Genomic DNA, 21,426 nt, shown 5'->3' with positions numbered 1-21,426 from the left:
GGGTCGGTTTCCATGAGGAAGGAACCACCCCGCGATGACGCTCTCCGCAGGTCCGGCCACCATCGGTGACCTCGACGCCGCGCGCACCACGTCGATCAGCCCGCTCATCTCGCCGGCGATGCTGCGCGAAGACCATCCCGTCGACGCCTCCGTCGCCGAGCTCGTGCGCCACGGCCGGGCCGAAACCGTCGACATCCTCGAGGGCCGGGACGACCGGCTGCTCGTCGTGGTCGGCCCGTGCTCGGTGCACGACCCCGAAGCCGCCCTCGACTACGGCCGCCGCCTGGCGGCGAAGGCCGAAGAGCTGCGCGGCGAGCTGCACGTCGTGATGCGCGTGTACTTCGAGAAGCCGCGGACGACGCTGGGCTGGAAGGGCCTGATCAACGACCCGGACCTCGACGGCACCTTCGCCGTCAACAAGGGCCTGCGGATGGCGCGGCGGCTGCTGCTCGACGTCTCCGGCCTCGGCCTGCCGGTCGGCTGCGAGTTCCTCGACCCGATCACGCCGCAGTTCATCGCCGACATCGTCACCTGGGGCTCGATCGGCGCGCGCACCGCGGCCAGCCAGGTGCACCGGCAGCTGTGCAGCGCGCTGTCCATGCCGGTCGGGATCAAGAACTCCACCGAGGGCGACGTCCAGGTCGCGGTCGACGCGACCCGCGCGGCCGCGGCGAGCCACGTGTTCCCGGGCATCAACACCGACGGCCTGGCGGCGCTGCTCACGACGTCCGGCAACCCGGACTGCCACGTGATCCTGCGCGGCCACGCGGGCGGCCCGAACTACGACGCCGCGACGGTGACGGACACCCTGGCGCGGCTGGCGAAGTCGGGCCTGCCGGAGCGCGTGATCATCGACGCGAGCCACGGCAACAGCGGCAAGGACCACGTCCGCCAGGCCGCGGTGATCCGCGAACTGGCGACGCGGATCGGCGACGGCGAGCGCGGCATCGTCGGCCTGATGATGGAGAGCTTCCTCGAGGGCGGGCGCCAGGAGCTCGACCTGGGCCACCCGGAGAACCTGACCTACGGCCAGTCGATCACGGACGCCTGCATGTCCTGGGACGACACCGCTCCCCTGCTGGACGAGCTGGCCGCGGCCGTCCGCGCCCGCCGCTGAGCCCTTGCTTCAGCGGCGGGGGAAGTAGGACTCGATGACGTCCCAGCGGGCGCGGTTGTGCTTCGCGTCCGCCAGGGCGTCGTGCTGGTCGGTGGGGGCCGCCGGGAGCTTCGGCTTCCCGGCGTCCTCCCAGCGCTGGCGCAGGTCGCGGGTGAACCGCGGGAGCTGGCGCGGCAGCGCCGGCATCGGGCCCCAGAGCTGCGCCAGCGCGACGTGGTCGTACGCCGCGAACCAGGCCCACAGCTCGATGCCGCCCGGCGGCTTGCCGAAGAACTCCAGCAGGTCGGCGCGGATCTTCTCGCGGCCTCGCCAGGCCGGGTCGGCGGGTGAGGGCAGCTTCGGCAGGACGTTGTCGCGCACCCACGGCCCGGCGCGACCCGGGTCGAAGTCCGTGGAGACCGCGTAGAACTCGCGGCCACGCTCGTCAACGACACCGATGGACACCAGATCGATGGTCACGCCGTCTTCGATGAATTCGGTGTCGTAGAAAAAACGCACTGGTGAACAGTAGTGGGTCAGCCGACCTTGCTGTCGGGCACCCGGGCGGCGTCGCGCGCGGTGGGCTGCGCCGGCACCTTCGGCTTCGCACCGGCCGCCTCCGCGGCGAGCAGTTCCTTGGCCTTCGCCGCGTAGATGTCGACGTACTCCTGGCCGGACAGCTCCATGAGCGCGTACATGATCTCGTCGGTGATCGACCGCTCGATGAAGCGGTCGCCCGCGAGGCCCTCGTACCGCGAGAAGTCGAGCGGCTTGCCGAAACGGATCTCGAGGCGCCGCGGCCACCACATCTTGGAGCCGATCGGGTTGACCTTGTCGGTGCCGACCATCGCCACCGGGACGACGACGCCGCCGGAGTCCAGCGCGATCCGGGCGACGCCGGTCTTGCCCTTGTACAGGCGGCCGTCCGGGGAGCGGGTGCCCTCGGGGTAGATGCCGAGCAGGTGGCCGGCCTTGACCAGCCGGGTCGCGGTGTCGAGCGCGGCCTGTGCGGCGTTGCCGCCCGAGCGGTCGATCGGGAACTGGCCGACGCCGGTGAAGAACCACTTCTTGAGCAGGCCCTTGAAGCCGGGCTCGGTGAAGTACTCGGACTTGGCCGGGAAGGTCACCTTGCGCTTGACCCGCAGCGGCATGAAGAACGAGTCGGCGACCGCGAGGTGGTTGCCGGCCAGGATCGCGCCGCCGGTCTCGGGGATGTTCTCCGCGCCGGTGACCTTCGTCGGCCACAGCGTCTTGAGCAGCGGACCGATGAACACCCACTTCATGAGCCAGTACAGCACCGGTGCCTCAGTCCTCCATCGCAGCTCAACCCCTGTAACCCGCGTCGACCAGACTACGAAGCCGGACGGCATCCGCACAACGGAGACCACCCGGATACCTCCGGGCAGCGATCGATCTCACAGAGAATTACGGGTCCGGGCGGACCCCCACAACGCCCTCGACCCGTGAGAGCATGGATGGCCTACACCGCTCACACGGAAGGCGATCGCATGGGCGTGCTCGCCGGCGCGGAACCGTTCGGCCACACCGGTTCGGCCGACACCGGGTTCCTGCTCTGCCACGGCTTCACCGGTACCCCGGCCAGCATGCGGGCCTGGGGTGACCACCTCGCCGAGGCCGGGTTCACCGTGCGCTGCCCGCTGCTGCCGGGGCACGGCACCCGCTGGCCGGACCTCAACCGCACGACGTGGCAGGACTGGTACGGCGCCGTCCGCGAAGCGCTCCTGGAGCTGCTTTCGTCCTGCAAGACCGTGTTCGTCGGCGGCCTGTCGATGGGCGGCACGCTCACGCTGCGCCTCGCCGAGGAGTTCGGTGACCGGATCGCCGGGATCGTCCTGGTCAACCCGTCGGTGACGCGGCTGAAGTGGGACACCAAGCTGCTGCCGGTGCTGGGCAAGATCGTGCCGTCGGTGCCGGCGATCGCGAACGACATCAAGAAGCCGGGCGAGACCGAGCTGGCCTACCCGCGCACGCCGGTGAAGGCCGCGGCGAGCCTGGCGAAGCTGTGGGCGCTGGTGCGCGCCGACCTGCCGAAGGTGACGCAGCCGGTGCTGCTGCTGCACTCGGCGGTCGACCACGTCGTCGAGCCGGAGAACTCGCGGCTGGTGCTGGCCGGGGTTTCGAGCACCGACGTCACCGAGGTCGTGCTGGAGAACAGCTACCACGTGGCGACCCAGGACAACGACGCGGACGTGATCTTCACCCGGAGCGTCGAGTTCGCGAAGGCGCACGCCGGGCAAGCGGAGGAGACCGCATGAGCCGAGGGAAGGACGGGCCGGAGGACGTCGACGCGACGTTCGCCGAGATCGTCGCCGACCTGCGGGCCGGCGGGTTCGGGCTCCCTGAGCTGGACACCGCCGACAACACCGACAACGCCGGCGGCACCGCCGGTGCCGCGGGGCGCGGGGTGGCCGAGGAGAGCGAGTCCCGGAAGACGCCGGACCGGCCCGCCGAGCCGTCGAAGCCGCCCGCCGCGGCCGACCCGCCGGAGACGAACTGGCGCTCCGGCGGCACGACGTGGGACAGCACGATGTTCTCCGACGACCCGGCGGACGACGACGAGCACTTCGTCCCGCCGGAGCCGCCGCCGCTGCCGCGGCCGAAGATGGGCGCGTTCCTCATCCTGCTGCTGTTCCTGGCCGGGCTCTTCCTGCTGATCCTGCCCAACGTGATCGGCGTGGGCCCGACCGTGGCGACGCCGCTGGGCATCCTGGCGCTGGCGACGTCGATCGCGCTGCTGCTGCTCCGCGTCCGGCAGGGCCCGCCGCCCGGTGCCGATCCCAGCAACGGCGCCCAGGTCTGACCCGGCCTCGATGACCATCGAATTCACGCCTTCGCGGCGATCCACCGTGGGCGTGGAGTGGGAGCTGGGCCTCGTGGACCGGCGCAGCGGCGACCTGTCGTCGACCGCGGAGCGGATCCTCGACGCCGTGCGCCCGGACGGCGCGGCGGAGCACCCGAAGATCAAGCAGGAGCTGCTGCTCAACACCATCGAGATCATCACCGGCGTCTGCGACACGATCGCCGAGATCAAGGCGGACCTGAACGAGTCGCTGGACGTCGTGCACGGCGTCGCCGACCCCATCGGCGTCGAGATGTTCTCGGCCGGGACGCACCCGTTCTCCAACTGGTACCAGCAGAAGGTCACCGACAAGGAGCGTTACGCCAAGCTCATCGACCGCACCCAGTGGTGGGGGCGGCAGATGCTGATCTACGGCGTCCACGTGCACGTCGGGCTCGACCACCGCGAGAAGGTGCTGCCGGTGCTCGACGCGCTGCTCAACTACGCGCCGCACCTGCAGGCGCTCTCGGCGTCTTCGCCGTACTGGGGCGCCGAGGACACCGGGTACGCGTCGAACCGGGCGCTGATCTTCCAGCAGCTGCCGACCGCCGGGCTGCCGTTCCAGTTCCGGAAGTGGGCCGAGCTGGAGAACTACGTCGACGACATGTTCACCACCGGCGTGATCGACAGCTTTTCGGAGATCCGCTGGGACATCCGGCCCTCGCCCCAGCTGGGCACGATCGAGCTGCGGGTCTGCGACGGGCTGCCGACGCTGGAGGAGGTCGGCGCGATCGCGGCGCTGAGCCAGTGCCTGGTCGACGACTTCAGCGCCCGCCTCGACGACGGCGAGATCCTGCCGACCCTGCCGCCGTGGCACGTCCAGGAGAACAAGTGGCGCGCGGCGCGCTACGGCACCGACGCGATCGTCATCCTGGACGCGGCCGGGCGCGAGCGGCTGGTCACCGACGACGTCTGCGACCTGCTGAACCGGCTGGAGCCGGTGGCGCGGCGGCTGGACTGCGAGGCCGAGCTGCGGGACGTCGAGACGATCCTGAAGTACGGGCCGAGCTACCGGCGGCAGCGGGCGGTCGCGACGCAGCACAAGGGCAGCCTCAAAGCGGTCGTCGCGTCGCTGGTCGCGGAGATGCGCGACGGGATCCTCAAGGATTGATTTTCAAGGATTCAGCTGGTCCAGCTGGGTCCGCAGGGTGCCGGGGCCCATCGCCGACGCGCCGAGCGCTTCGACGCGGCGGCGCAGCTCGCGGTCGGCCGTCGCGACGAGCACCTTCGCCTGATCCTGCTGCCCGGCGACCTCGACGATCTTCGAGTCGCCGTCGGTGTCGGCCGGCACGACCTCGACACCCTTGACGGGCTGCACGCCGCTCGCCTTGCCCTCGACGACCAGGATCACCCGCGGCCACCAGGTCAGCGTGGGGTCGTCCGGGTCCGGCAAGCCCGCTTCGGCGAGGCGGGCCAGCTGGTCACGCAGGCGTTCGGCGGCGCCGTGGCGGTCGTGCCACCAGCCGTCCGGCCGCGAGCCGACGACGTTCGCGGCGTCGACGACCAGCACCAGCTCCTGCCCGACCCGCGGCCGCAGCGCGGGCCAGGCCGCGGCGAACCCGCTGTGCAGCCGGTAACCCGGGACGTCGTCGGGGTCCACCCAGCGCACCTCCGCACTTTCGGTGTTCGCGACCTTGGCGTCGACGTCGTCGGCCAGCGCCAGGATGGTCGTGTAGCTCCAGTCGCCATGGTCCATCACGGACGCGGAAAGCGCCCGGAACGCGTCGACGGGAATCGCGGCCTCTTCGAAGGCTTCCCGGGCGGCGGCCTCGACGGCGGTCTCCCCCGCCTCGATCGCCCCGCCGGGCAGGGCCCAGGTGCCGCCGTTGTGCACCCACCAGGCCCGGCGTTGCAGGAGCACCCCGCGCGCCGGGTCGAACAACAGCAGGCCGGCGGCACCGTAACGGCCCCAGTGCAGCCGCCCGCAGGAACACCGGACGAACACACTCGCGGACGGCTGCTGGCTCACCCCGTCCACCTTGGCACACTCTCCGGTATGACCCCGTTCGAGCAGCTCAAGCCCACGTTCTGGGACCGCGGCCCCGGCGAGCCCCTGAGCGCCAGGGAGTTCGCCCACGCCGGCCGCGAGCTGGGCGTCCGGCTGCCCCTCGAACTGGGCGAGCTGCTGGGCCTGCGCAACGGCGGCACGGTCGCCGCGCACTGCGACGCCTTCCCGACCAGCAGGCCGACGTCGTACAGCGACACCCACGTCCCCTTCGACCAGCTCCTCGGCGTGGGCGGGCGGCTGTCGCTGCTGGACTCGCCGTACCTGAGCACCGAATGGGACCTGCCGAAGCGGCTGGTGGTGCTGTCCGGCGACGGTCACACCTGGGTGGCGCTGGACTACCGCCGCTCCGCCGAGCCGTCGGTCGGGTGGTTCGACGTGGAGCTGGAGTCGGAGCTGCCGCTGGCCCCGACATTCCGGGCGTTCCTGGAAGGGCTGGTGCCGTCGGGGAGCTTCCCGGAGGAGTGACTCACACCGGGGTCTTGGCCGCCTCCACCGCCAGGGCCGCCGCACCGACGATCGCCGTGTCGTCGCCCAGGTGGGCGGTCCGGATCCGCGCCAGCGGGCGGTGCCGCGCCCCCGTGATCGCGCCCGCGTAGTGCTCTCGGGCCTCGTCCAGGAACAGCGGGGCCGACTCCGAAACGCCACCGCCGATCACGATGATCTCCGGGTCGAACACGTCCGCCACCAGCGCCAGGCCCTCGCCGAGCCACTTGGCCAGCTCCGCCATCGCCAGCTGGGCGATCGGGTCGCCGTCGCGGGCCGCGCCCGCCACGCGCCGGCCCGTCACCGAGCCCGGGTCGCCCGCGACCTGCGGGGCCAGCACCGTCGAGCGGCCCGGGTGCCGCGCGAGCAGCTCCACCGCCGTCGCCGCCAGCGCCGTCCCGCTGCAGTAGCGCTCCCAGCAGCCGTACTTGCCGCACGGGCACGCCCGGCCACCGCGGACCACCGTCAGGTGACCCAGCTCCGGCGCGACGCCGTACGCGCCGCGGTACAGCTTGCCGTCCAGCAGCAGGCCGGCGCCGATCCCGGTGCCGAGCGCCACCAGCGCGGCGATCTGCGCGCCGCGGGCCGCGCCGAACCGGTGCTCGCCCACGATCGCCGAGTTGACGTCGTGCTCCAGCAGCACCGGCAGGCCGACGCGCTTCTCGATCCGGTCGGCGACCGGCGCGCCACGCCACGCCAGGTGCGGCGCGAACATCACCGACCGGCGGTCACGCGCGACGAAGCCCGCGACGGCCAGGCCGACCCCCGCCACCTCGTGCCGGTTGCGCAGGTCCTCGATCACGCCCGCGATGGCGTCCTCGAGGGCGCCTTCCTCGGTCGGCGTCGAGACCCGGGCCGTGTCGAGCAGCGAGCCACGCTCGTCCACCACACCGGCCCGGATGCTCGTCCCGCCGACGTCCACCCCTATCGTCCGCACTCAGCTCTCCCGATCCGGCCGCCACTCGTCCCGTCTGCGGACGGTGATGTGCTGCACCCTCGCCGACGCCGTCGCATCCGCCGGTGGTCGCGGTGCGGGCCGGAACCCGGGCATGTGGACGCCCTCGTCCGGTTCCCAGCGATCCGCGAGCACCGCTCGGAGCAACGCCACGAGCTGGGCCAGCTGTTCCAGCAGCCGGGCGGCAAACTCCGGTCGCTCACCCCGCACCACGGCGACGATCGCACACAGCGGACACCACCCGCACGCCGAGGCCTCGGGTTTCGCCTGGTCAGGGTCGCCGTGCCCGGCCGCGACCACACCTTCGAGCCACGGCGCGGCCTTCTCGACGACCATCTCGACGAGCAGCCGGAGCTCCTCGGCCAGGCGCAGCCCGTCGGCGGCCTCTTCTTCGCTCACCGGCGTCCCCGGTTCCCGGCCAGGCTCACGAGCAGGCCGTCCGCGTCGGATTCCGCGCCGGTGATCCGGCACGGCCGCAGCGACTCCGGCAGGGCGATGAGCCTGCGGAAGCCGTCCACGGTGATCGCCAGGTCGTCGTCGACGCGAGCGAGGTCCACTTCGGCGTCCCGCCCCAGCGGGATCGCGACGCGCAGCGTGTAGCCCTCGGGCGCGGGCCGGACCCGCAGCAGCGGGGTGACCGGGGTGCCGTCGCCGTCCAGCGGGTCGGTGTCGCGGTAGAGCTCGGCGGCGATCTCCAGCAGCGCGGGCAGCCCGACCGGCTCGACGGCGCGGTGCTCGACGCGCGACACCTGCGCGAACCCGGCCGCCGACAGCTCGGAAAGCACCGTGTCCTGCTGGGTGCGCCGGGTGCGCAGCCACGACGCCGCGCCGCCGCGCCAGAAGCCTGGCTCGGGCATCAGCCGGTTGGCGATCAGGCCGTCGACGGCGATGCCGCGCAGGGCGAGCGAGCTGAGTGTGCGGCGCGCTTCGGCGACGACCACCCGCTCCGGGGTCAGCACGAGCCGGACCGTCGTCACCGACGGCTCGGTGAGCAGCGCGCGCAGGCCGTCCAGATGGGCGGCCAGGCGGCCCACGGACTCGGTGATGCGGCGGTCGAACACCCGGGTCAGGTAGCCGGAGACGGCCTCGGGCAGGGCGAGCAGCCGCAGCGTCTCGGCCGTCGGGCCGCAGTCGACGACGATGGTCTCCCACGGGCCGTGCTCGGCCAGCCGCCGGACCTCGCTCAGCGCGAGCAGCTCGTCGACGCCGGGCAGCACGGTCAGCTCTTCGGCGTCCAAGGTCTCCAGGCCCGCGCCGGACAGCGCCGACTGCAGCTCGGCGCGCAACCGGTGCCACGTCGTGTCGACGAGCGTCCGGGAGTCGATCTGGACGGCCGACAGCAGAGCGTCCACTTCGGACGGTTCGGCGCCGAGCGTGTGGCCGAAGGCGTCGCCGAGCGAGTGCGCCGGGTCGGTGGAGACGACGAGGGTCTTCCTGCCGCGAGCGGCCAGGGCGGCGCCGGTCGCCGCGGCCAGCGTGGTCTTCCCGACACCCCCCTTGCCGGTGAACAGCAGGATCCGCACCCGGTTACCCCTCGGCCCGCTTCTTGAGCTCCTTGAGCGCGGTGTCCATGACCATCTTCTCGGCCTTGCGCCTGAGCAGGCCGATCATCGGCAGCGCCAGCTCGACCGACAGCGTGTACGTCACGCGGGTGCGGCCGCCGAGGTCCTCGAGCGCGTACCGGCCGTTCTGGGCCTTCTGCATCTGCCCCTTGACCAGGTGCCAGCTGACGCCGAGGGCGTCGGCGTCCCAGTCGTACTCAAGCGTGTAGACGTCCTTGATCGGGCCCGCGTCGAGGGTCAGCTTGACCTGCTTGGCGCGCCCCTCGGCGTCGGTGTCCAGGACCTCGGCCTCCCGGACGGCCTTCGCCCATTCCGGGTAGGCGGGGAAGTCGGCGATCACGGCCATCACCCGGCTGGGCTCGGCGTCGACCTCGATGGACTGTGTGGACTGCTCGGCCATGGGACGAGCGTAGCCGCCGCGGTCGGTCACCAGCGCAGCACGTAGGGCTGCCCGGTCTCCTTGAAGTGACCCACGTTACGGCACTCGGTCAGCCCGACCCGGGCGCGGGCGGCCAGGGGCTGGTGCACGTGCCCGAACACCGACCAGCGCGGCCGCTGGGCCCGGATCAGCTCGAGCAGCGCCGCCGAGCCGAGCTCGCTGCGGCGCGCGACGACGTCGTAGGTCAGCTCGGGCAGCGCCGGCGGGGCGTGTGTGCAGAGCACGTCGACCTCGGTCAGCGCGGCGACGCTCGCGTCGTAGTCCGCGCGATCCCGCAGGTAGGGGCGCCAGGCGGCACCCTTGCGGCGGCGCGGGACGACACCGTCGGGCAGCAGCGCGCCGCCGACGAAGCCGAACCGCAGGCCGCCGATCTCGGCGACCTCGCCGTCCAGGACCTGGATGCCCTCGCCCGCGAACTCGGGCCACAGCGCGGGGGTGTCGACGTTGCCGGGGGTGGCGTAGGTGGGCGCGGTCATCGCCGCGAACAGCGTCGCGTACTGCTCGCGGATGGCCTCGTCGACGGCCGCGGCCGGGTCGTCGAGGCTCGCCCAGAGCGTCCGCGAGTAGGCAACGGTTTCGTCACGGGTGCCCTCGCGGCGCAGCCGGGCGAACTCGCCGACCTTCTCGGCACCGAAGAGGGCGCCCATGATGCCCTTCTCGTGCTCGCGGTAGTCGACGAAGTCGAGCAGGTCACCGAGCACGACGAGGGCGTCGGCTCCGTCCCCGGCCCGCTTCAGCGCGTCCGCGTTGCCGTGCACGTCCGAGACGACGTGTACCCGCACCCCTGGTCCCCTTACTCGTCACCGCGCGGAGGAACTCCGGGCTCGCGCCCGTCCTCCAGGATCTCCTTGAGCCCGAGTGCGATCGCCTTCGCCGCGCGGGCCCGCCGGTCGAACTCCCGGCGCAGGTCACGCGGCGCCAGCGCCCGGGGCGTCCCGGCCGCGTCGGCGGGGGTCGCCCGCAGGAAGTAGTGCAGCAGGGTGCCGTCGAGCACCGGCTCGAGCCAGACCTCCATGGTACCGACGAGCGCTCCACGCACGGTCCAGCGCAGGCCCTTTTCGCCCCGGTCGGTGTAGACCTCGAGGACGAGGTCCGGCCAGTAGCGGGTCCAGGACCTCGGATCGGCGAAGACCGCGGCCACGGTGGCGGGCGGGACGACGAGGAACGTCTCGTCGACGACGTCGAGAGCAGGTGGCGCCTGGTTCACGGAGCGAAGAATGTCACGCCCTCGCCGTGCGGCGCCGGTCAGCATGGTCTTAAGGTGCTCCTCACGCTAAGTTGACTGGCGGGTAACAGCGGTGTCGCCTGCCGCAAGCGTTGAACACGGAGGTCCAGTTGCGCGAATACAGCGCTCCCGCCGGGAAGCCGGTGGCCGACGACGAAAACATGGCCGATGTCGTCTGGGCGAACGCGGAGCGGTTCTCCGACGTGGTCAGCTTCCGCCGTCAGGTCGACGGCAGCTGGCTGGACGTGACGGCCAAGGAGTTCGCCGGCGAGGTGCTCGCCGTCGCCAAGGGCATGGCCCAGGCCGGGATCGGCCGCGGTGACCGCGTCGCGATCATGTCGAAGACGCGGTACGAGTGGACGCTGATCGACTTCGCGATCTGGGCGGCCGGCGCGGTGACCGTCCCGATCTACGACACGTCGTCCCCGGAACAGGTGTTCTGGATCCTCTCGGACTCGGCCGCCAAGGGCGTCTTCGTCGAGACGAACGCGCACGCCGGCGCCGTCGACGAGATCCGCGACCGGCTGACGGTTCTGGACCACACCTGGCAGATCGAGGGTGACTCCCCCGCCGTCGAGGAGCTGTCCGCGCTCGGCGCGTCGCTGTCCGACGACGAGCTGCACGAGCGCCGCCGCGAGGTCGTCGCGGACGAGCTCGCCACGATCGTCTACACCTCGGGCACCACCGGGCGCCCCAAGGGCGTCGAGCTGACCCACCGGAACCTGCTCGCCGAGATCCGCGCCGACATCGAGGCGTTCCCGCAGCTGATGGAGCAGGGCAACTCGCTGCTGTGCTTCCTGCCGCTGGCGCACGTGCTGGCCCGCGCGATCGCCGTGACGGCGCTCACCGCCCGGGTCACCCTCGGGCACACCCCGGACGTCAAGAACCTGGTCCCCGACCTGGGCACCTTCCGGCCGACGTTCGTGGTCGCCGTGCCGCGGGTGTTCGAGAAGGTCTACAACTCGGCCAAGCAGAAGGCCCACGGCGACGGCAAGGGCAAGATCTTCGACGCCGCCGAGGCCGTCGCGGTCGCCTACAGCGAGGCCCAGGACAAGGGCGGCGCCGGGCTCGGCCTGAAGGCCAAGCACCTGGTGTTCGACAAGCTCGTCTACGGCAAGCTGCGCGCGGCCCTCGGCGGCCGCTGCGTGGCGGCGGTCTCGGGCGGCGCCCCGCTGGGCGCGCGGCTGGCGCACTTCTTCCGCGGCATCGGCGTCCCGGTGTTCGAGGGGTACGGCCTGACCGAGACGTCGGCGGCGGCGAACGTCAACACGCAGTCGGCGTTCCGCGTCGGCACGGTCGGCAAGCCGGTCAACGGCACGTCCGTCCGCATCGCCGACGACGGCGAGGTCCTGCTCAAGGGCGACGTCGTGTTCCGCGCGTACTACAACAACCCGCAGGCCACGGCCGAGTCCCTCACCGACGGCTGGTTCCACACCGGCGACCTCGGCGAGCTGGACTCCGACGGCTTCCTCAAGATCACCGGCCGCAAGAAGGAGATCATCGTGACGGCGGGCGGCAAGAACGTCGCCCCGTCCGGCCTCGAGGACACCATCAAGGCGGCCCCGCTGGTCAGCCAGGCGATGGTGGTCGGCGACCAGCGCCCGTTCATCGCGGCGCTGGTGACGGTGGACGAGGAGTACTTCCCGTCCTGGAAGTCCCAGCACGGCAAGCCCGAGGGCGCTTCGGTCGCGGACCTTTCCACGGATGCCGACCTGCTGGCGGAGATCCAGGCGGCGGTCGACGAGGCCAACAAGACGGTCTCGAAGGCCGAGGCGATCAAGAAGTTCACGGTGCTGGCCAACGACTTCACCGAACAGGGCGGCGAGATCACGCCGAGCCTGAAGCTGAAGCGCAACGTGGTGACGAAGAACTACGCCACCGACATCGAGGCCCTGTACAAGAAGTAGCCGCGGGTCACCGCTGGGCCGCGATGTGATCGCGGTACCAGCGGTAACTCGCCCTCGGCGTGCGGCGCTGCGTCGTGTAGTCGACGTGCACCAGGCCGAACCGGTGCTTGTAACCGTGGGCCCACTCGAAGTTGTCCAGCAGCGACCACGCGAAGTAGCCGCGCAGGTCGACCCCCGCGGCGAGCGCGTCCTGGACCGCCGCGAGGTGGTCGTTCAGGAAGCTGATGCGCTCGTAGTCGGCGAAGTCGCTGCGGTCGGGGTAGACGCAGCCGTTCTCCGTGACGTACACCGGCGGCAGGTCCGGGTAGGCGTTGTGCAGCCCGACCAGGGCTTCGGTCAGGCCCTCCGGCTCGACCGGCCAGCCCATGCCGGTGCGCGGGACGTCCGGCAGGCGGGTCGTGTCCACCCCGATGTCGGCGGCCGTCCGCCGGGCCGGGTCCGGCTCGCGCGGGGGCGCGTCCGCGACGTGCAGCCGGTAGTAGTAGTTGACGCCCAGGTAGTCGAGCGGCACGCCGATCGTCTCCAGGTCGCCGTCGTGGCGGAACGAGAAGTCGGACGCCGCGCCGAACATCGCCGTGAGGCCCGGGGCGTAGCGGCCGCCGAAGAGCGGGTCGGTGAACTGCCGCCGCAGCAACGTGTCCTGACGCGCGGCCGCCGCCTTGTCGGCCGCCGAATCGGTCACCGGCACCGCCGGGGACTGGTTGAGCACCACGCCGAACCGGTGCCCGGGCGCGGCCTGCCCGCGCATCGCCTGGACCGCCAGGCCGTGGCCGAGCAGCAGGTGGTGGGCCGCGGCGAGCGCGCCGTGGCCTTCCTTCGCGCCGGGCGCGTGCCGGCCTTCGCCGTAGCCCGCGACCGCGCACGGGTACGGCTCGTTCAGCGTCGTCCAGTGGTCGACGAGGTCGCCGAGTTCGACGTGGACCAGGGCGGCGTAGTCGGCGAACCGGTGGGCCGTGTCGCGTGAGCGCCAGCCGCCTTCGTCCTCCAGGGCCTGCGGGAGGTCCCAGTGGTAGAGCGTCAGGAACGGCTCGATCTCCTTCTCCCGCAACCCTTCCACCAGCCGCCGGTAGAAGTCGAGGCCCCGTCGTTCGACGCGGCCGCGGCCCGCGGGCTGCACCCGCGGCCACGACACCGAGAACCGGTAGGCGTCCACGCCGAGCCCGGTGAGCAGCGCGAGGTCCTGCGGCCAGCGGTGGTAGTGCTCGGCCGCGGGCTCGCCGGTGTCGCCGCCGGCGACCGTGCCCGGCACCGCGGCGAAGGTGTCCCAAATGGACGGTCCACGGCCGTCCTCGGTGGTGGCGCCCTCGATCTGGAACGCCGAAGTGGCGACGCCCCAGCGGAAGCCGGGCGGGAAACTGGAAGTCACGATCGCTCCGGGGAGAGTCAGCCCTTGAGCGCGCCCTGCATGATGCCACCGACGATCTGGCGGCCGAACAGCAGGAACACGACGAGGACGGGGATGGTGCCGAGGGTGGCGGCGGTGAGCACGAGCGTGTAGTCGGTGGTGTAACCACTGGCCAGTGTGGACAGTGCGGTCTGGACGGTCGGGTTCTCCGGCACCAGCACCACCAGCGGCCAGAAGAAGTCGTTCCACGCCTGCATGAACGTGAACAGCCCGAGCACCGCCGCGGCCGGGCGCGCCGCGGGCAGCGCAACGTGCCAGAACAGCCGCAGCGAGCCGCAGCCGTCCATCCGCCCGGCCTCCAGCAGCTCCAGCGGCAGCGCCCGCTCGAAGTACTGGCGCATGAAGAACACGCCGAACGCGGTGACCAGGCCGGGCACGATGACCGCCTGCAGCTGCCCGGCCCAGCCGAAGTCGGCCATCATGATGTAGAGCGGCACGACCCCCAGCTCGGTCGGGATCGCCTGGGTGGCGACCACGAGCAGCAGCAGCACGGTGCGGCCGCGGAAGCGCATCTTGGCGAAGGCGAACCCGGCGAGCGTCGAGAACAGCACCACCGAGAGCGTGATGGTGCCCGAGACGATCAGCGAGTTCGCCAGCGCCAGCCCGAAGTTCGTCTCGTCGAAGACGCGGGCGATGTTCTCGAACAGGTGCCCGCCCGGCACCAGCACCGGCGGCACGCTGCCCACCGCGTCCGGCGTCTGCGACGAGACGACGAACGACCAGTAGACCGGGAACGCCGAGCCGGCCAGGATCGCGATCAGCGCGGCGTAGGTCCACGGGCTGGTGACCCGCTGGGTGAACCGCCGCGTCCGGCTGGGCGGCCGGGCCGCGGCGGGGGCCGCGGTCGAGGTCAGCACGGTGGACATGTCCGCTCCTCAATCGGTCTGGATGCGCCGGGTCACCAGGTAGGCCACGCCCGCCACCAGCATCGTGGCGATCGCCAGCAGCAGCGCCACCGCGGAGCTGTAGCCGAAGTCGTACTTGGTGAAACCCTGTTCGTAGAGGTAGAGCGCGGCGGTCTGGAACTGCCGGTCGGACCCGCCGGTCGCGGCCGCGGTGCCCGGGTTGAACAGCAGCGGCTCGGCGAGCAGCCGCATGTTCCCGGTCGTCGCGATCACCGTGGAGAAGATGATCTGCGGCCGCAGCAGCGGCACGGTGATCCGCCAGAACTGCTGGTGCCCCTTGGCGCCGTCGAGCGTCGCGGCCTCGTACAAACTCGACGGGATCGCCTGCATCGAGGCCAGGAAGATCAGCGCGTGGTAGCCGGTCCAGCGCCAGATCACCATCGACGCGATCGCGGCGTGCGAGCTGGCCGTCCCGGCCTGCCAGTCGACGTGCCCGGCGCCGAACCAGCTCAGCACCCAGTTCACCAGCCCGAAGTCCCGACCGAACAGCTGGGCGAAGATGATCGTGACCGCCGCCACCGAGGTGATGTTCGGCAGGATCATGCCGGTCCGGAACAGCGTCCGGCCGCGCAGCCTGCGGTTGAGCAGGTGCGCGATGCCGAGCGCGAACAGGATCTGCGGGATCGTGGTCAGCAGCCACAGGCTGACCGTGTTCCCCATCGCGTTCCAGAAGTACGGGTCGTGGAACAGCAGCTGCTCGTAGTTGCCGAACCCGATGAACTTCGCGCCCTCGGCGTCGAGCAGGTTGCGCTTCTGCAGCGACACGAAAGCCGTGTAGAGCAGCGGGAACAACCCGAAGACACCGAAGATCAGGAAGTACGGGCTGATGAAGCCGAACGGCGAGAGCTTGACGTCCCAGTTCGCCCGCCGATCGGCGAAGCTCAGCCCTTTTTTCGAAGCCGTCAGTGGTGCAGCCATCAGCTCTGGAGCTTCGAGACGTCACCGACCAGCTGCTGCCAGGCCGCCGCACCGTCCTGCTTGCCCTGCTCGACGCGCTGCATCGCGTTGCCGAACTCGGTCTGCACGTCGCCGGCCTTCGGGCCCTGGTACTGCGGGTTCAGCTTCTTCGCCGCGTCCGTGAAGAGCTTGCCGACGGGCGCGTTGTTGAAGAACGGGTTGGTGTAGCCGGTGATCTTCGGGTCGGTGTAGAGCGACGGCGTCGAGGGCAGCAGGCCCTGGCTGGTGAACACCTTCGCCTGCTGCTCGGGCGCGGTCAGCCAGGCGGCGAGGTCGGCGGCCTCGGCGGTGTGCTTGCCCTGCTTCGGCACGGTCAGGTACGAGCCGCCCCAGTTCCCGCCGCCGCCCGGCACGCTCGCGACGTCCCACTTGCCGGCGGTGTCCGGCGCCTGGTCCTTGATCTTGGTCATCATCCAGGCCGGGCAGGTGACGGTGGCGAACTGGCCCTGGGTGAAGCCGGTGTTCCAGGTCGGCGTGCTGTAGAGCAGCCCGGCGCTCAGGTTCGCCTTGACGGCGTCCACGACCTGGTCCCAGCCGGTGCGCAGCGCGGGGTTGCTGTCGACGACGAGCTTGTCGCTCGTGTCGTAGTAGCCGGTCGGGGCCTGGCCGAAGATCGCGTTGAGCACGGTCGGGCCGCCGTCCATCCACTTGACACCGTTGGGCGCCTTGGCCTGGAACCGCTTGCCCGCGTCGAAGAACGCCTGCCAGGTCGGCCAGAGCGCCGAGACGGCGTCACGGTCGGCGGGCAGGCCGGCGGCCTGGAGCAGGTCGCGGCGGTAACAGATGGCCAGGCCGCCGACGTCGGTGCCGTAGCCGATCTGCTGGCCGCCCTTGGCCAGGGACGCGTTCCACTTCCAGCCGAGCCAGCGGTCCTTGAGCTTGTCGCCGCCGACGGTGTTGAGGTCGACGAACTTGTCCGGCGTCGCCTTGAACTGGGCGACGTAGCCGGTGTCGATGGCCTCGATGTCCGCGGCGCCACCCCCGGTGGCCAGGTGCGCGGCCAGGTTCTTGTGGTGGTCGGAGTAGGCGGCGGTGCGCTCGGTGATCTCGATGTTCGGGTGCGCGGCCTGGTACTCCTTGATCAGGTCGGTGTACCCGAAGTTGCCGAACAGCCCCAGGCTGAGCTTGATCTTGCCGCCGCTCCCGCCGTCGCCGCCGCTGCAGGCGCTCAGGGCGGTGACGGCGGCCAGGATGGCCGCCAGGACCATGCTGGTTCTCGTGTTCGGGCGCATGAGATCTCCGTTGTTCTGCTGAAGCGCGCGGAAACACCGCGGCCGCCGGGAGCGTGTCTCCGGGAGCCGGGCGAGAATGTGGGCTCTATGAGAGCGCTCCCAGTACGCTGCCGTCAAGTAACGAAAAGATAACGCAGTCCCGAACTTTTCGATGTGGCGGCCGGTGTGCTACTCATGTAACCGGTTACAGCCGAAGGAGCCAGCATGGTCACCGCCCGCGAAATCGCCCAGCTCTGCGGCGTCTCCGTCGCCACCGTTTCCCGGGTCTTCAACCAGCCGGCGTCGGTCAGCGGGCCGACCCGCGAACGCGTCGAGCGCGTCGCCCGCGAGCTCGACTTCTCCCCCAACGAGTCGGCCCGCGCGTTGTCGCGCAAGCAGTCGGCGATGATCGGGCTGGTCTGGGACACCGACCACCGGCGGCCGGGCTGGCGCCACCCGTTCCTCCAGGACCTGTTGCTGGGCTTGAAATCCGCGCTCAGCTCCCACGGTTACCACCTGCTGCTGCTCGCCACGAGCGACGACGCGCGCAGCCGCACCCCGGGCGTCTCCCTGGCCGATCCGGTCGGTTACGTCAGCATGACGCGCCGGCACCACCTCGCCGGGCTGGTGCTGATCGACAGCGGTTCGGACGCGGAGGCGTTCACCGCGTTCGCCCGCTCCGGCCTGCCGTGCGTGGCGCTGGACGTCGCGATCTCCGGCCCGAAAGCGACGTACGTGACGTCGGACAACGTCCGCGGCGCCGCGGACGCCGTCGCGCACCTGGCCGGGCTCGGGCACCGCCGGATCGCGACGCTGACCGGGCCGCGCGACAACACCCCGGCGGCCGAACGCACCCGCGGCTACCGTGACGGCCTGGCCGCGGCCGGCCTCGAGGCCCGCGACGACTACGTGGTGTCCGGCGACTTCTACCGCGAAAGCGGCTTTGTCGGCATGCGCCGGTTGCTGGCCCGGAAGGTTCCCCCGACGGCGGTCTTCGCGGCGAGCGACGAGATGGCGGTGGGCGCCCTGCTCGCCGCCCGCGCGACCGGCCTGCGCGTACCGGACGACCTCGCGGTGGTCGGCTTCGACGACATCGAGGTGGCGTCCCTTGTGGACCCCGCGCTGACGACGATCGCCCAGGACAAACCGGGTTTCGGCACGGCGGCGGCGGAGGCGCTGCTGAAGATGATCGAGACGGACGCAGCTCCGGAACCGGTGCTGCTGCCGACCCGGTTGGTGGTCAGGGACTCCTGCGGCGCTTGAAGCCGTATTCGGCGAAGATCTCGCCGAGGACGCGCCACTCCCGGTTGGCCTGCGCGCAGGCGACGAGGGTTTTCCAGAGGGCCCAGCCGCGTCCACGCGCCCAGGTCGCGTCGTCAAGGGACAGCCGCTCGCGGAACACCTGCCGTCCTTCGGCGGTCAGGAGCGTCCAGGCGATGGCCACGTCACAGGCCGGATCACCGGCGCCGCAGGTCCCGAAGTCGATGACCGCGGCCAGGTTCCCCTTGTCGAGCAGAAGGTTCCCCGCGGCGACGTCGCCGTGGAACCAGCGCTCCACCCCGTCCCAGCTGGCGTCCAATGCGGACTCCCAGATCTCGCGCGCCAGATCGACGTCGACCTGGCCGTCCAGCTTCGCGAGCGCGCGCCGGGCCGACTCGTCGTAGGTGCGCAGAGTGCCGCCACGGAACCAGTTGTGCTTGCCCGGCCGAGGTGCGCCGTCGATGTCGACGCTCCGCAGCGCCGCCAGGAACCCGGCGAGGCCGGCGGCGAACCGGACGGGATCGGCGATCCGGTCCGCGTTCGCGGGCTCGCCGTCGAGCCAGGGGTGGACCGACCACGGGAACGGATAATCCGCGCCGGGGCGGCCTTCCGCCAGTGGGACGGGAATGGGCAGCGGCAGCTGAGGCGCGAGTACCGGAAGCCATTGCTGTTCCTTGCCGACCGCCAGGGCGTACTCGGCCGCGCTGGGCAGCCGTGCCGACATCCGGTCGCCGAGGTGGAAGGTCCAGTTGTCCCAGCCACCGTGCGACACGGGCCGGACCGGAAGCCCGGCCCACTGCGGGAACTGATCAGCAACGAGCCGCCGTACCTGCTCCGCGTCGACGGTCACGCGCCGGGGCGCGGGACCGAGACTCGGCGTGGTGCTCATCCGCCGATCTTCGCGTCCCAGTCGATGTGGTGCGAATACAGCCAGTCACGATCTTCGCCCACGTCCTGGCCCGCGCTCGCCGCCACCAGCTTCTCCACTCGCTCGCGCCGCAGGCCCTCGTACGCGGCGAACGCCGACACCGGGTCCGGCAGGTCCCGCAGGCACTTGGCCAGGACCACGCTGTCCTCCAGGGCCATCGACGCGCCCTGGCCCGCGGCCGGGGACGCGGCGTGCGCGGCGTCGCCGACCAGCACCATCTCCGGCGTCGACCACAAGCGCGTCTCCGGGACGTCGTAGGAGTGGCCGCCGAAGACCTCGTCGCCCGTGGCCGCGATGATGTCCGCGCAGGGCAACGGTTCCCCGGCGAACGCCGCGTGCGCGAACTCGCGCCAGCCGGCCGGGGTGACCGCCGCGATCTCGGCGCGGGGCCGCTCCTCGTCCGGGATGCGGGCGAACCAGAACGTCGCGCCATCCGGGTCCGTCGTGAAGCCGAAGGCCGCCTTGCTACCGCGGACCATCCGGTAGATCCCCGGCGCCGAAGGCAGCCCGGGCGCGCGCGTGTAGCCGTAGACGACGGTCAGCCCGGTGTAGCGTGGCTCGCTGGCCGCCGGGTCGATCAGGCGCCGCACCACCGAGTGCAGGCCGTCCGCGCCGATGAGGACGTCACCCGCTTCGGTGGTGCCGTCGGCGAACTCCGCCGTGACGCCGCCGGGGCCGGCCGTGGCGCCGGTCAGCCGCCGCCCGCGGTCGAGGGTGACACCCCGGCGCGCGGCTTCGTCCTGCAGGACGCGGTAGAGCGTCGCGCGGGTCAGCGTGCGCGGGCCGTCGAGACCTTCGGTGTCGAACTCCCGCCGTCCGACGGTTTCCCCCGTCGGGACGACGAGCTCGACACCGTACGCCGCGAACGACGCGCCGATCACCGGGCCGTCGGCGCCGATGGCGTGCAGGGCGTCCATGCCGTTGTGCATGATCGTGAGGAACGCGCCGATGTCTTCCCCGCCGGAAGCGTAGGCCTCGAACACGACCGGATCGTGTCCCGCCAGCTTCAGCGCCATCGCCGTGACCGTGCCGGAAATCCCGCCACCCGCGACCAGTACCCGCACTCCGCGCCCCCTCATGAACTCCGCATGCCGCCGTGCACGACGTTACCGTGACGGCGGCACGCGGCGCTCACTCCTTGGCACCACTGGTGGCGATGTCGCCGTTGAGGCCGCGGGGGTAGAAGCCGCCGGAGGACACCTTGTCCGGGTTCAGGTAGGCGATGTTGAGCACGCGGTCGGCGGAGCGGCCGAACGCGATGCCGTTGGCGTCCGCCGGGACGAGGTTCGCCATGCCGTCCTTGAGCACGCCCTCGTCGTCGTCGGCCTTGCCGTCGAGGCTGTCGCGGGCGTCGGAGATCTTGGTGGTGACGTCACCGAGGCCGCGTTCGAACAGCTGCCCGCGCACGATCCCGGCGTGGTAGGCCTCGACCGCGAGGATGCCGGCCGCCGCGTCGAGGAACGTCTTGTTGTTGACCAGCGGGGCCGCGCCCTTGTACGCCGAGACGCCGACGTCCTCGAAGAGGAAGGCGGCGAGCAGGAAGTTGTTCTCGCTCGCGAACGGGTCGAACGTCTGCTGCATGTTGATGACCCCGGCCGCCTGCATGGCGGCGGTGAAGCTGTACTGGAAGTCGATCTCGGGCTGCGCGACAGCGGCCTTGTCCAGCGCCTTGCGCAGGAAGGTGACGTGGGCGACCTCGTCACCCGCGATCTCCTGCACGATCTGCTTGGTGTGCTCGCTCTTGAACTTCACCGCGTGGCCGCCGGAGACCTTGCCGAGGTTGCCGATGCCGTTGACGTACTTGTCGTTCAGCCCGTAACCGTTGACGGCGAACAGGTAGAGGTTCGCCTCCAGGTACTCCAGGTTGAGCGCGAAGTTCAGCACGGCGGCGTCGCTGGCCGCCTCCTTCGCGGGGTCGCCGCCCTGCTCCGGGTACTGCGAAGTAGCGCCGGCCGAGCCGAGGCCCAAGGACAGCGCAGTTCCGAGCGCGCCGGCGCCCGCGACGCCGAGCCCCGCCGCTCCCGCAGCCTTGAGGAAGCGGCGGCGGTCGGTCGCGTTCTCCGCGCTGCGCTCGATCAGCTGCTGTGTGTAGCGTTTTCCGAACACCGGGGGACGTCCTCTCGTGACGAGTTCGTCCACCTCACCCACCGGTCATACGTACCCGGACGGCCCCCGGCTCGGTCAAAACGGGAAAAAGTTCTTCCCGGTTTTATTTTCGCAGGTCA

At 71.3% G+C, this 21,426-nt stretch carries 23 protein-coding genes; 7 read left to right on the top strand and 16 right to left on the bottom strand.

Annotated features, from left to right (window positions below; genetic code table 11):
- The first annotated feature begins 34 nt into the window (after window positions 1–34).
- A complete protein-coding gene (locus ACIOD2_RS28165; RefSeq protein WP_400544227.1) occupies window positions 35–1,117 on the top strand; it encodes a 3-deoxy-7-phosphoheptulonate synthase in 1,083 nt (360 codons plus the stop codon).
- A 9-nt stretch (window positions 1,118–1,126) separates the two neighbouring features.
- On the opposite strand, the gene ACIOD2_RS28160 is transcribed toward ACIOD2_RS28165, so the two are convergent.
- Both ACIOD2_RS28160 and ACIOD2_RS28155 read right to left on the bottom strand, forming a co-directional pair.
- A complete protein-coding gene (locus ACIOD2_RS28160) occupies window positions 1,127–1,615 on the bottom strand; it encodes a polyadenylate-specific 3'-exoribonuclease AS (protein WP_400544224.1) in 489 nt (162 codons plus the stop codon).
- Window positions 1,616–1,632: 17 nt separating this feature from the next.
- Window positions 1,633–2,394 carry a lysophospholipid acyltransferase family protein gene (locus ACIOD2_RS28155; RefSeq protein WP_400544221.1) on the bottom strand — a complete coding sequence of 254 codons (762 nt, stop codon included), beginning with the start codon at window positions 2,392–2,394 and terminating at the stop codon, window positions 1,633–1,635.
- 210 nt (window positions 2,395–2,604) lie between these two features.
- Here ACIOD2_RS28155 and ACIOD2_RS28150 point away from each other — a divergent pair, with 210 nt between their 5' ends.
- Genes ACIOD2_RS28150 through ACIOD2_RS28140 form a run of 3 tightly spaced genes read left to right on the top strand, consistent with a single transcriptional unit; the run spans window position 2,605 to window position 5,067 of the window.
- Window positions 2,605–3,372 (top strand): alpha/beta hydrolase, encoded by a 768-nt coding sequence (locus tag ACIOD2_RS28150; RefSeq protein ID WP_400544218.1) that lies wholly within the window; start codon window positions 2,605–2,607, stop codon window positions 3,370–3,372.
- Entirely contained in the window at window positions 3,369–3,917 is a 549-nt protein-coding gene (locus ACIOD2_RS28145; RefSeq protein ID WP_400544215.1) for a hypothetical protein, read from the top strand. Before ACIOD2_RS28150 ends, ACIOD2_RS28145 begins: the two co-directional genes overlap by 4 nt.
- Before the next feature lie 10 nt (window positions 3,918–3,927).
- Window positions 3,928–5,067, top strand: a complete 1,140-nt coding sequence (locus ACIOD2_RS28140; RefSeq protein WP_400544212.1) for a glutamate--cysteine ligase — start codon at window positions 3,928–3,930, stop codon at window positions 5,065–5,067.
- 3 nt (window positions 5,068–5,070) lie between these two features.
- On the opposite strand, the gene ACIOD2_RS28135 is transcribed toward ACIOD2_RS28140, so the two are convergent.
- Window positions 5,071–5,925, bottom strand: coding sequence for an NUDIX domain-containing protein (locus ACIOD2_RS28135; protein WP_400544209.1), 855 nt, complete (start codon window positions 5,923–5,925; stop codon window positions 5,071–5,073).
- 27 nt (window positions 5,926–5,952) lie between these two features.
- Between ACIOD2_RS28135 and ACIOD2_RS28130 the strand changes: the two genes are divergently transcribed.
- Window positions 5,953–6,429, top strand: a complete 477-nt coding sequence (locus tag ACIOD2_RS28130; protein ID WP_400544206.1) for an SMI1/KNR4 family protein — start codon at window positions 5,953–5,955, stop codon at window positions 6,427–6,429.
- A gap of 1 nt (window position 6,430) precedes the next feature.
- Here ACIOD2_RS28130 and ACIOD2_RS28125 read toward each other — a convergent pair whose 3' ends face one another.
- Genes ACIOD2_RS28125 through ACIOD2_RS28100 form a run of 6 tightly spaced genes read right to left on the bottom strand, consistent with a single transcriptional unit; the run spans window position 6,431 to window position 10,610 of the window.
- Window positions 6,431–7,369 carry an ROK family protein gene (locus ACIOD2_RS28125; protein ID WP_400546136.1) on the bottom strand — a complete coding sequence of 313 codons (939 nt, stop codon included), beginning with the start codon at window positions 7,367–7,369 and terminating at the stop codon, window positions 6,431–6,433.
- Between the two features lie 15 nt (window positions 7,370–7,384).
- Window positions 7,385–7,801, bottom strand: coding sequence for a hypothetical protein (locus ACIOD2_RS28120; RefSeq protein ID WP_400544203.1), 417 nt, complete (start codon window positions 7,799–7,801; stop codon window positions 7,385–7,387).
- Window positions 7,798–8,925: an ArsA family ATPase gene (locus ACIOD2_RS28115; RefSeq protein WP_400544200.1), complete on the bottom strand. Its 1,128-nt coding sequence runs from the start codon at window positions 8,923–8,925 to the stop codon at window positions 7,798–7,800. The genes ACIOD2_RS28120 and ACIOD2_RS28115 overlap by 4 nt, the downstream gene beginning before the upstream one ends.
- 4 nt (window positions 8,926–8,929) lie before the next feature.
- Window positions 8,930–9,364, bottom strand: coding sequence for an SRPBCC family protein (locus tag ACIOD2_RS28110; protein ID WP_323332963.1), 435 nt, complete (start codon window positions 9,362–9,364; stop codon window positions 8,930–8,932).
- A 26-nt stretch (window positions 9,365–9,390) separates the two neighbouring features.
- Window positions 9,391–10,185 (bottom strand): metallophosphoesterase, encoded by a 795-nt coding sequence (locus ACIOD2_RS28105; RefSeq protein ID WP_400544197.1) that lies wholly within the window; start codon window positions 10,183–10,185, stop codon window positions 9,391–9,393.
- 11 nt (window positions 10,186–10,196) lie between these two features.
- Entirely contained in the window at window positions 10,197–10,610 is a 414-nt protein-coding gene (locus ACIOD2_RS28100; protein ID WP_400544194.1) for a polyketide cyclase / dehydrase and lipid transport, read from the bottom strand.
- Window positions 10,611–10,738: 128 nt separating this feature from the next.
- Here ACIOD2_RS28100 and ACIOD2_RS28095 point away from each other — a divergent pair, with 128 nt between their 5' ends.
- Window positions 10,739–12,535 (top strand): AMP-dependent synthetase/ligase, encoded by a 1,797-nt coding sequence (locus ACIOD2_RS28095; protein WP_400544191.1) that lies wholly within the window; start codon window positions 10,739–10,741, stop codon window positions 12,533–12,535.
- A gap of 7 nt (window positions 12,536–12,542) precedes the next feature.
- Here ACIOD2_RS28095 and ACIOD2_RS28090 read toward each other — a convergent pair whose 3' ends face one another.
- From ACIOD2_RS28090 to ACIOD2_RS28075, 4 genes are read right to left on the bottom strand one after another with little or no spacing between them, the layout of a single operon-like run.
- Window positions 12,543–13,901: a GH1 family beta-glucosidase gene (locus ACIOD2_RS28090; protein ID WP_400544188.1), complete on the bottom strand. Its 1,359-nt coding sequence runs from the start codon at window positions 13,899–13,901 to the stop codon at window positions 12,543–12,545.
- Window positions 13,902–13,918: 17 nt separating this feature from the next.
- A complete protein-coding gene (locus tag ACIOD2_RS28085; RefSeq protein WP_400544185.1) occupies window positions 13,919–14,806 on the bottom strand; it encodes a carbohydrate ABC transporter permease in 888 nt (295 codons plus the stop codon).
- 9 nt (window positions 14,807–14,815) lie between these two features.
- On the bottom strand, window positions 14,816–15,763 hold the full coding sequence (locus ACIOD2_RS28080; protein ID WP_400544182.1) for a carbohydrate ABC transporter permease: 948 nt from the start codon (window positions 15,761–15,763) through the stop codon (window positions 14,816–14,818).
- A complete protein-coding gene (locus ACIOD2_RS28075; protein ID WP_400544179.1) occupies window positions 15,763–17,034 on the bottom strand; it encodes an extracellular solute-binding protein in 1,272 nt (423 codons plus the stop codon). Before ACIOD2_RS28075 ends, ACIOD2_RS28080 begins: the two co-directional genes overlap by 1 nt.
- A 204-nt stretch (window positions 17,035–17,238) precedes the next feature.
- Between ACIOD2_RS28075 and ACIOD2_RS28070 the strand changes: the two genes are divergently transcribed.
- A complete protein-coding gene (locus ACIOD2_RS28070) occupies window positions 17,239–18,276 on the top strand; it encodes a LacI family DNA-binding transcriptional regulator (protein WP_400544176.1) in 1,038 nt (345 codons plus the stop codon).
- On the opposite strand, the gene ACIOD2_RS28065 is transcribed toward ACIOD2_RS28070, so the two are convergent.
- The 3 genes from ACIOD2_RS28065 to ACIOD2_RS28055 form a co-directional block, all read right to left on the bottom strand.
- On the bottom strand, window positions 18,254–19,162 hold the full coding sequence (locus tag ACIOD2_RS28065) for an aminoglycoside phosphotransferase family protein (RefSeq protein WP_400544173.1): 909 nt from the start codon (window positions 19,160–19,162) through the stop codon (window positions 18,254–18,256). The two genes, ACIOD2_RS28070 and ACIOD2_RS28065, sit on opposite strands and share 23 nt — an antisense overlap.
- Entirely contained in the window at window positions 19,159–20,265 is a 1,107-nt protein-coding gene (locus ACIOD2_RS28060) for an FAD-dependent oxidoreductase (protein ID WP_400544170.1), read from the bottom strand. Before ACIOD2_RS28060 ends, ACIOD2_RS28065 begins: the two co-directional genes overlap by 4 nt.
- 67 nt (window positions 20,266–20,332) lie before the next feature.
- Window positions 20,333–21,307, bottom strand: coding sequence for a ferritin-like domain-containing protein (locus tag ACIOD2_RS28055; protein ID WP_400544167.1), 975 nt, complete (start codon window positions 21,305–21,307; stop codon window positions 20,333–20,335).
- Between the last annotated feature and the right edge of the window lie 119 nt (window positions 21,308–21,426).

This window comes from Amycolatopsis sp. NPDC088138, assembly GCF_044741685.1.
GTDB lineage: Bacteria > Actinomycetota > Actinomycetes > Mycobacteriales > Pseudonocardiaceae > Amycolatopsis.
The sequence above is the reverse complement of the archived record's forward strand: the minus strand, read 5'-3'. Positions and strand labels throughout refer to the sequence as shown.

Excerpts from the sequence above, each read along its gene's own strand:
- ACIOD2_RS28165 (WP_400544227.1), top strand. The coding sequence starts at position 35 with ATGACGCTCTCCGCAGGTCCGGCCACCATCGGTGACCTCGACGCCGCG.
- ACIOD2_RS28150 (WP_400544218.1), top strand. The coding sequence starts at position 2,605 with ATGGGCGTGCTCGCCGGCGCGGAACCGTTCGGCCACACCGGTTCGGCC.
- ACIOD2_RS28145 (WP_400544215.1), top strand. The coding sequence starts at position 3,369 with ATGAGCCGAGGGAAGGACGGGCCGGAGGACGTCGACGCGACGTTCGCC.
- ACIOD2_RS28140 (WP_400544212.1), top strand. The coding sequence starts at position 3,928 with ATGACCATCGAATTCACGCCTTCGCGGCGATCCACCGTGGGCGTGGAG.
- ACIOD2_RS28130 (WP_400544206.1), top strand. The coding sequence starts at position 5,953 with ATGACCCCGTTCGAGCAGCTCAAGCCCACGTTCTGGGACCGCGGCCCC.
- ACIOD2_RS28110 (WP_323332963.1), bottom strand. The coding sequence starts at position 9,364 with ATGGCCGAGCAGTCCACACAGTCCATCGAGGTCGACGCCGAGCCCAGC.
- ACIOD2_RS28085 (WP_400544185.1), bottom strand. The coding sequence starts at position 14,806 with ATGTCCACCGTGCTGACCTCGACCGCGGCCCCCGCCGCGGCCCGGCCG.
- ACIOD2_RS28080 (WP_400544182.1), bottom strand. The coding sequence starts at position 15,763 with ATGGCTGCACCACTGACGGCTTCGAAAAAAGGGCTGAGCTTCGCCGAT.
- ACIOD2_RS28075 (WP_400544179.1), bottom strand. The coding sequence starts at position 17,034 with ATGCGCCCGAACACGAGAACCAGCATGGTCCTGGCGGCCATCCTGGCC.
- ACIOD2_RS28070 (WP_400544176.1), top strand. The coding sequence starts at position 17,239 with ATGGTCACCGCCCGCGAAATCGCCCAGCTCTGCGGCGTCTCCGTCGCC.
- ACIOD2_RS28065 (WP_400544173.1), bottom strand. The coding sequence starts at position 19,162 with ATGAGCACCACGCCGAGTCTCGGTCCCGCGCCCCGGCGCGTGACCGTC.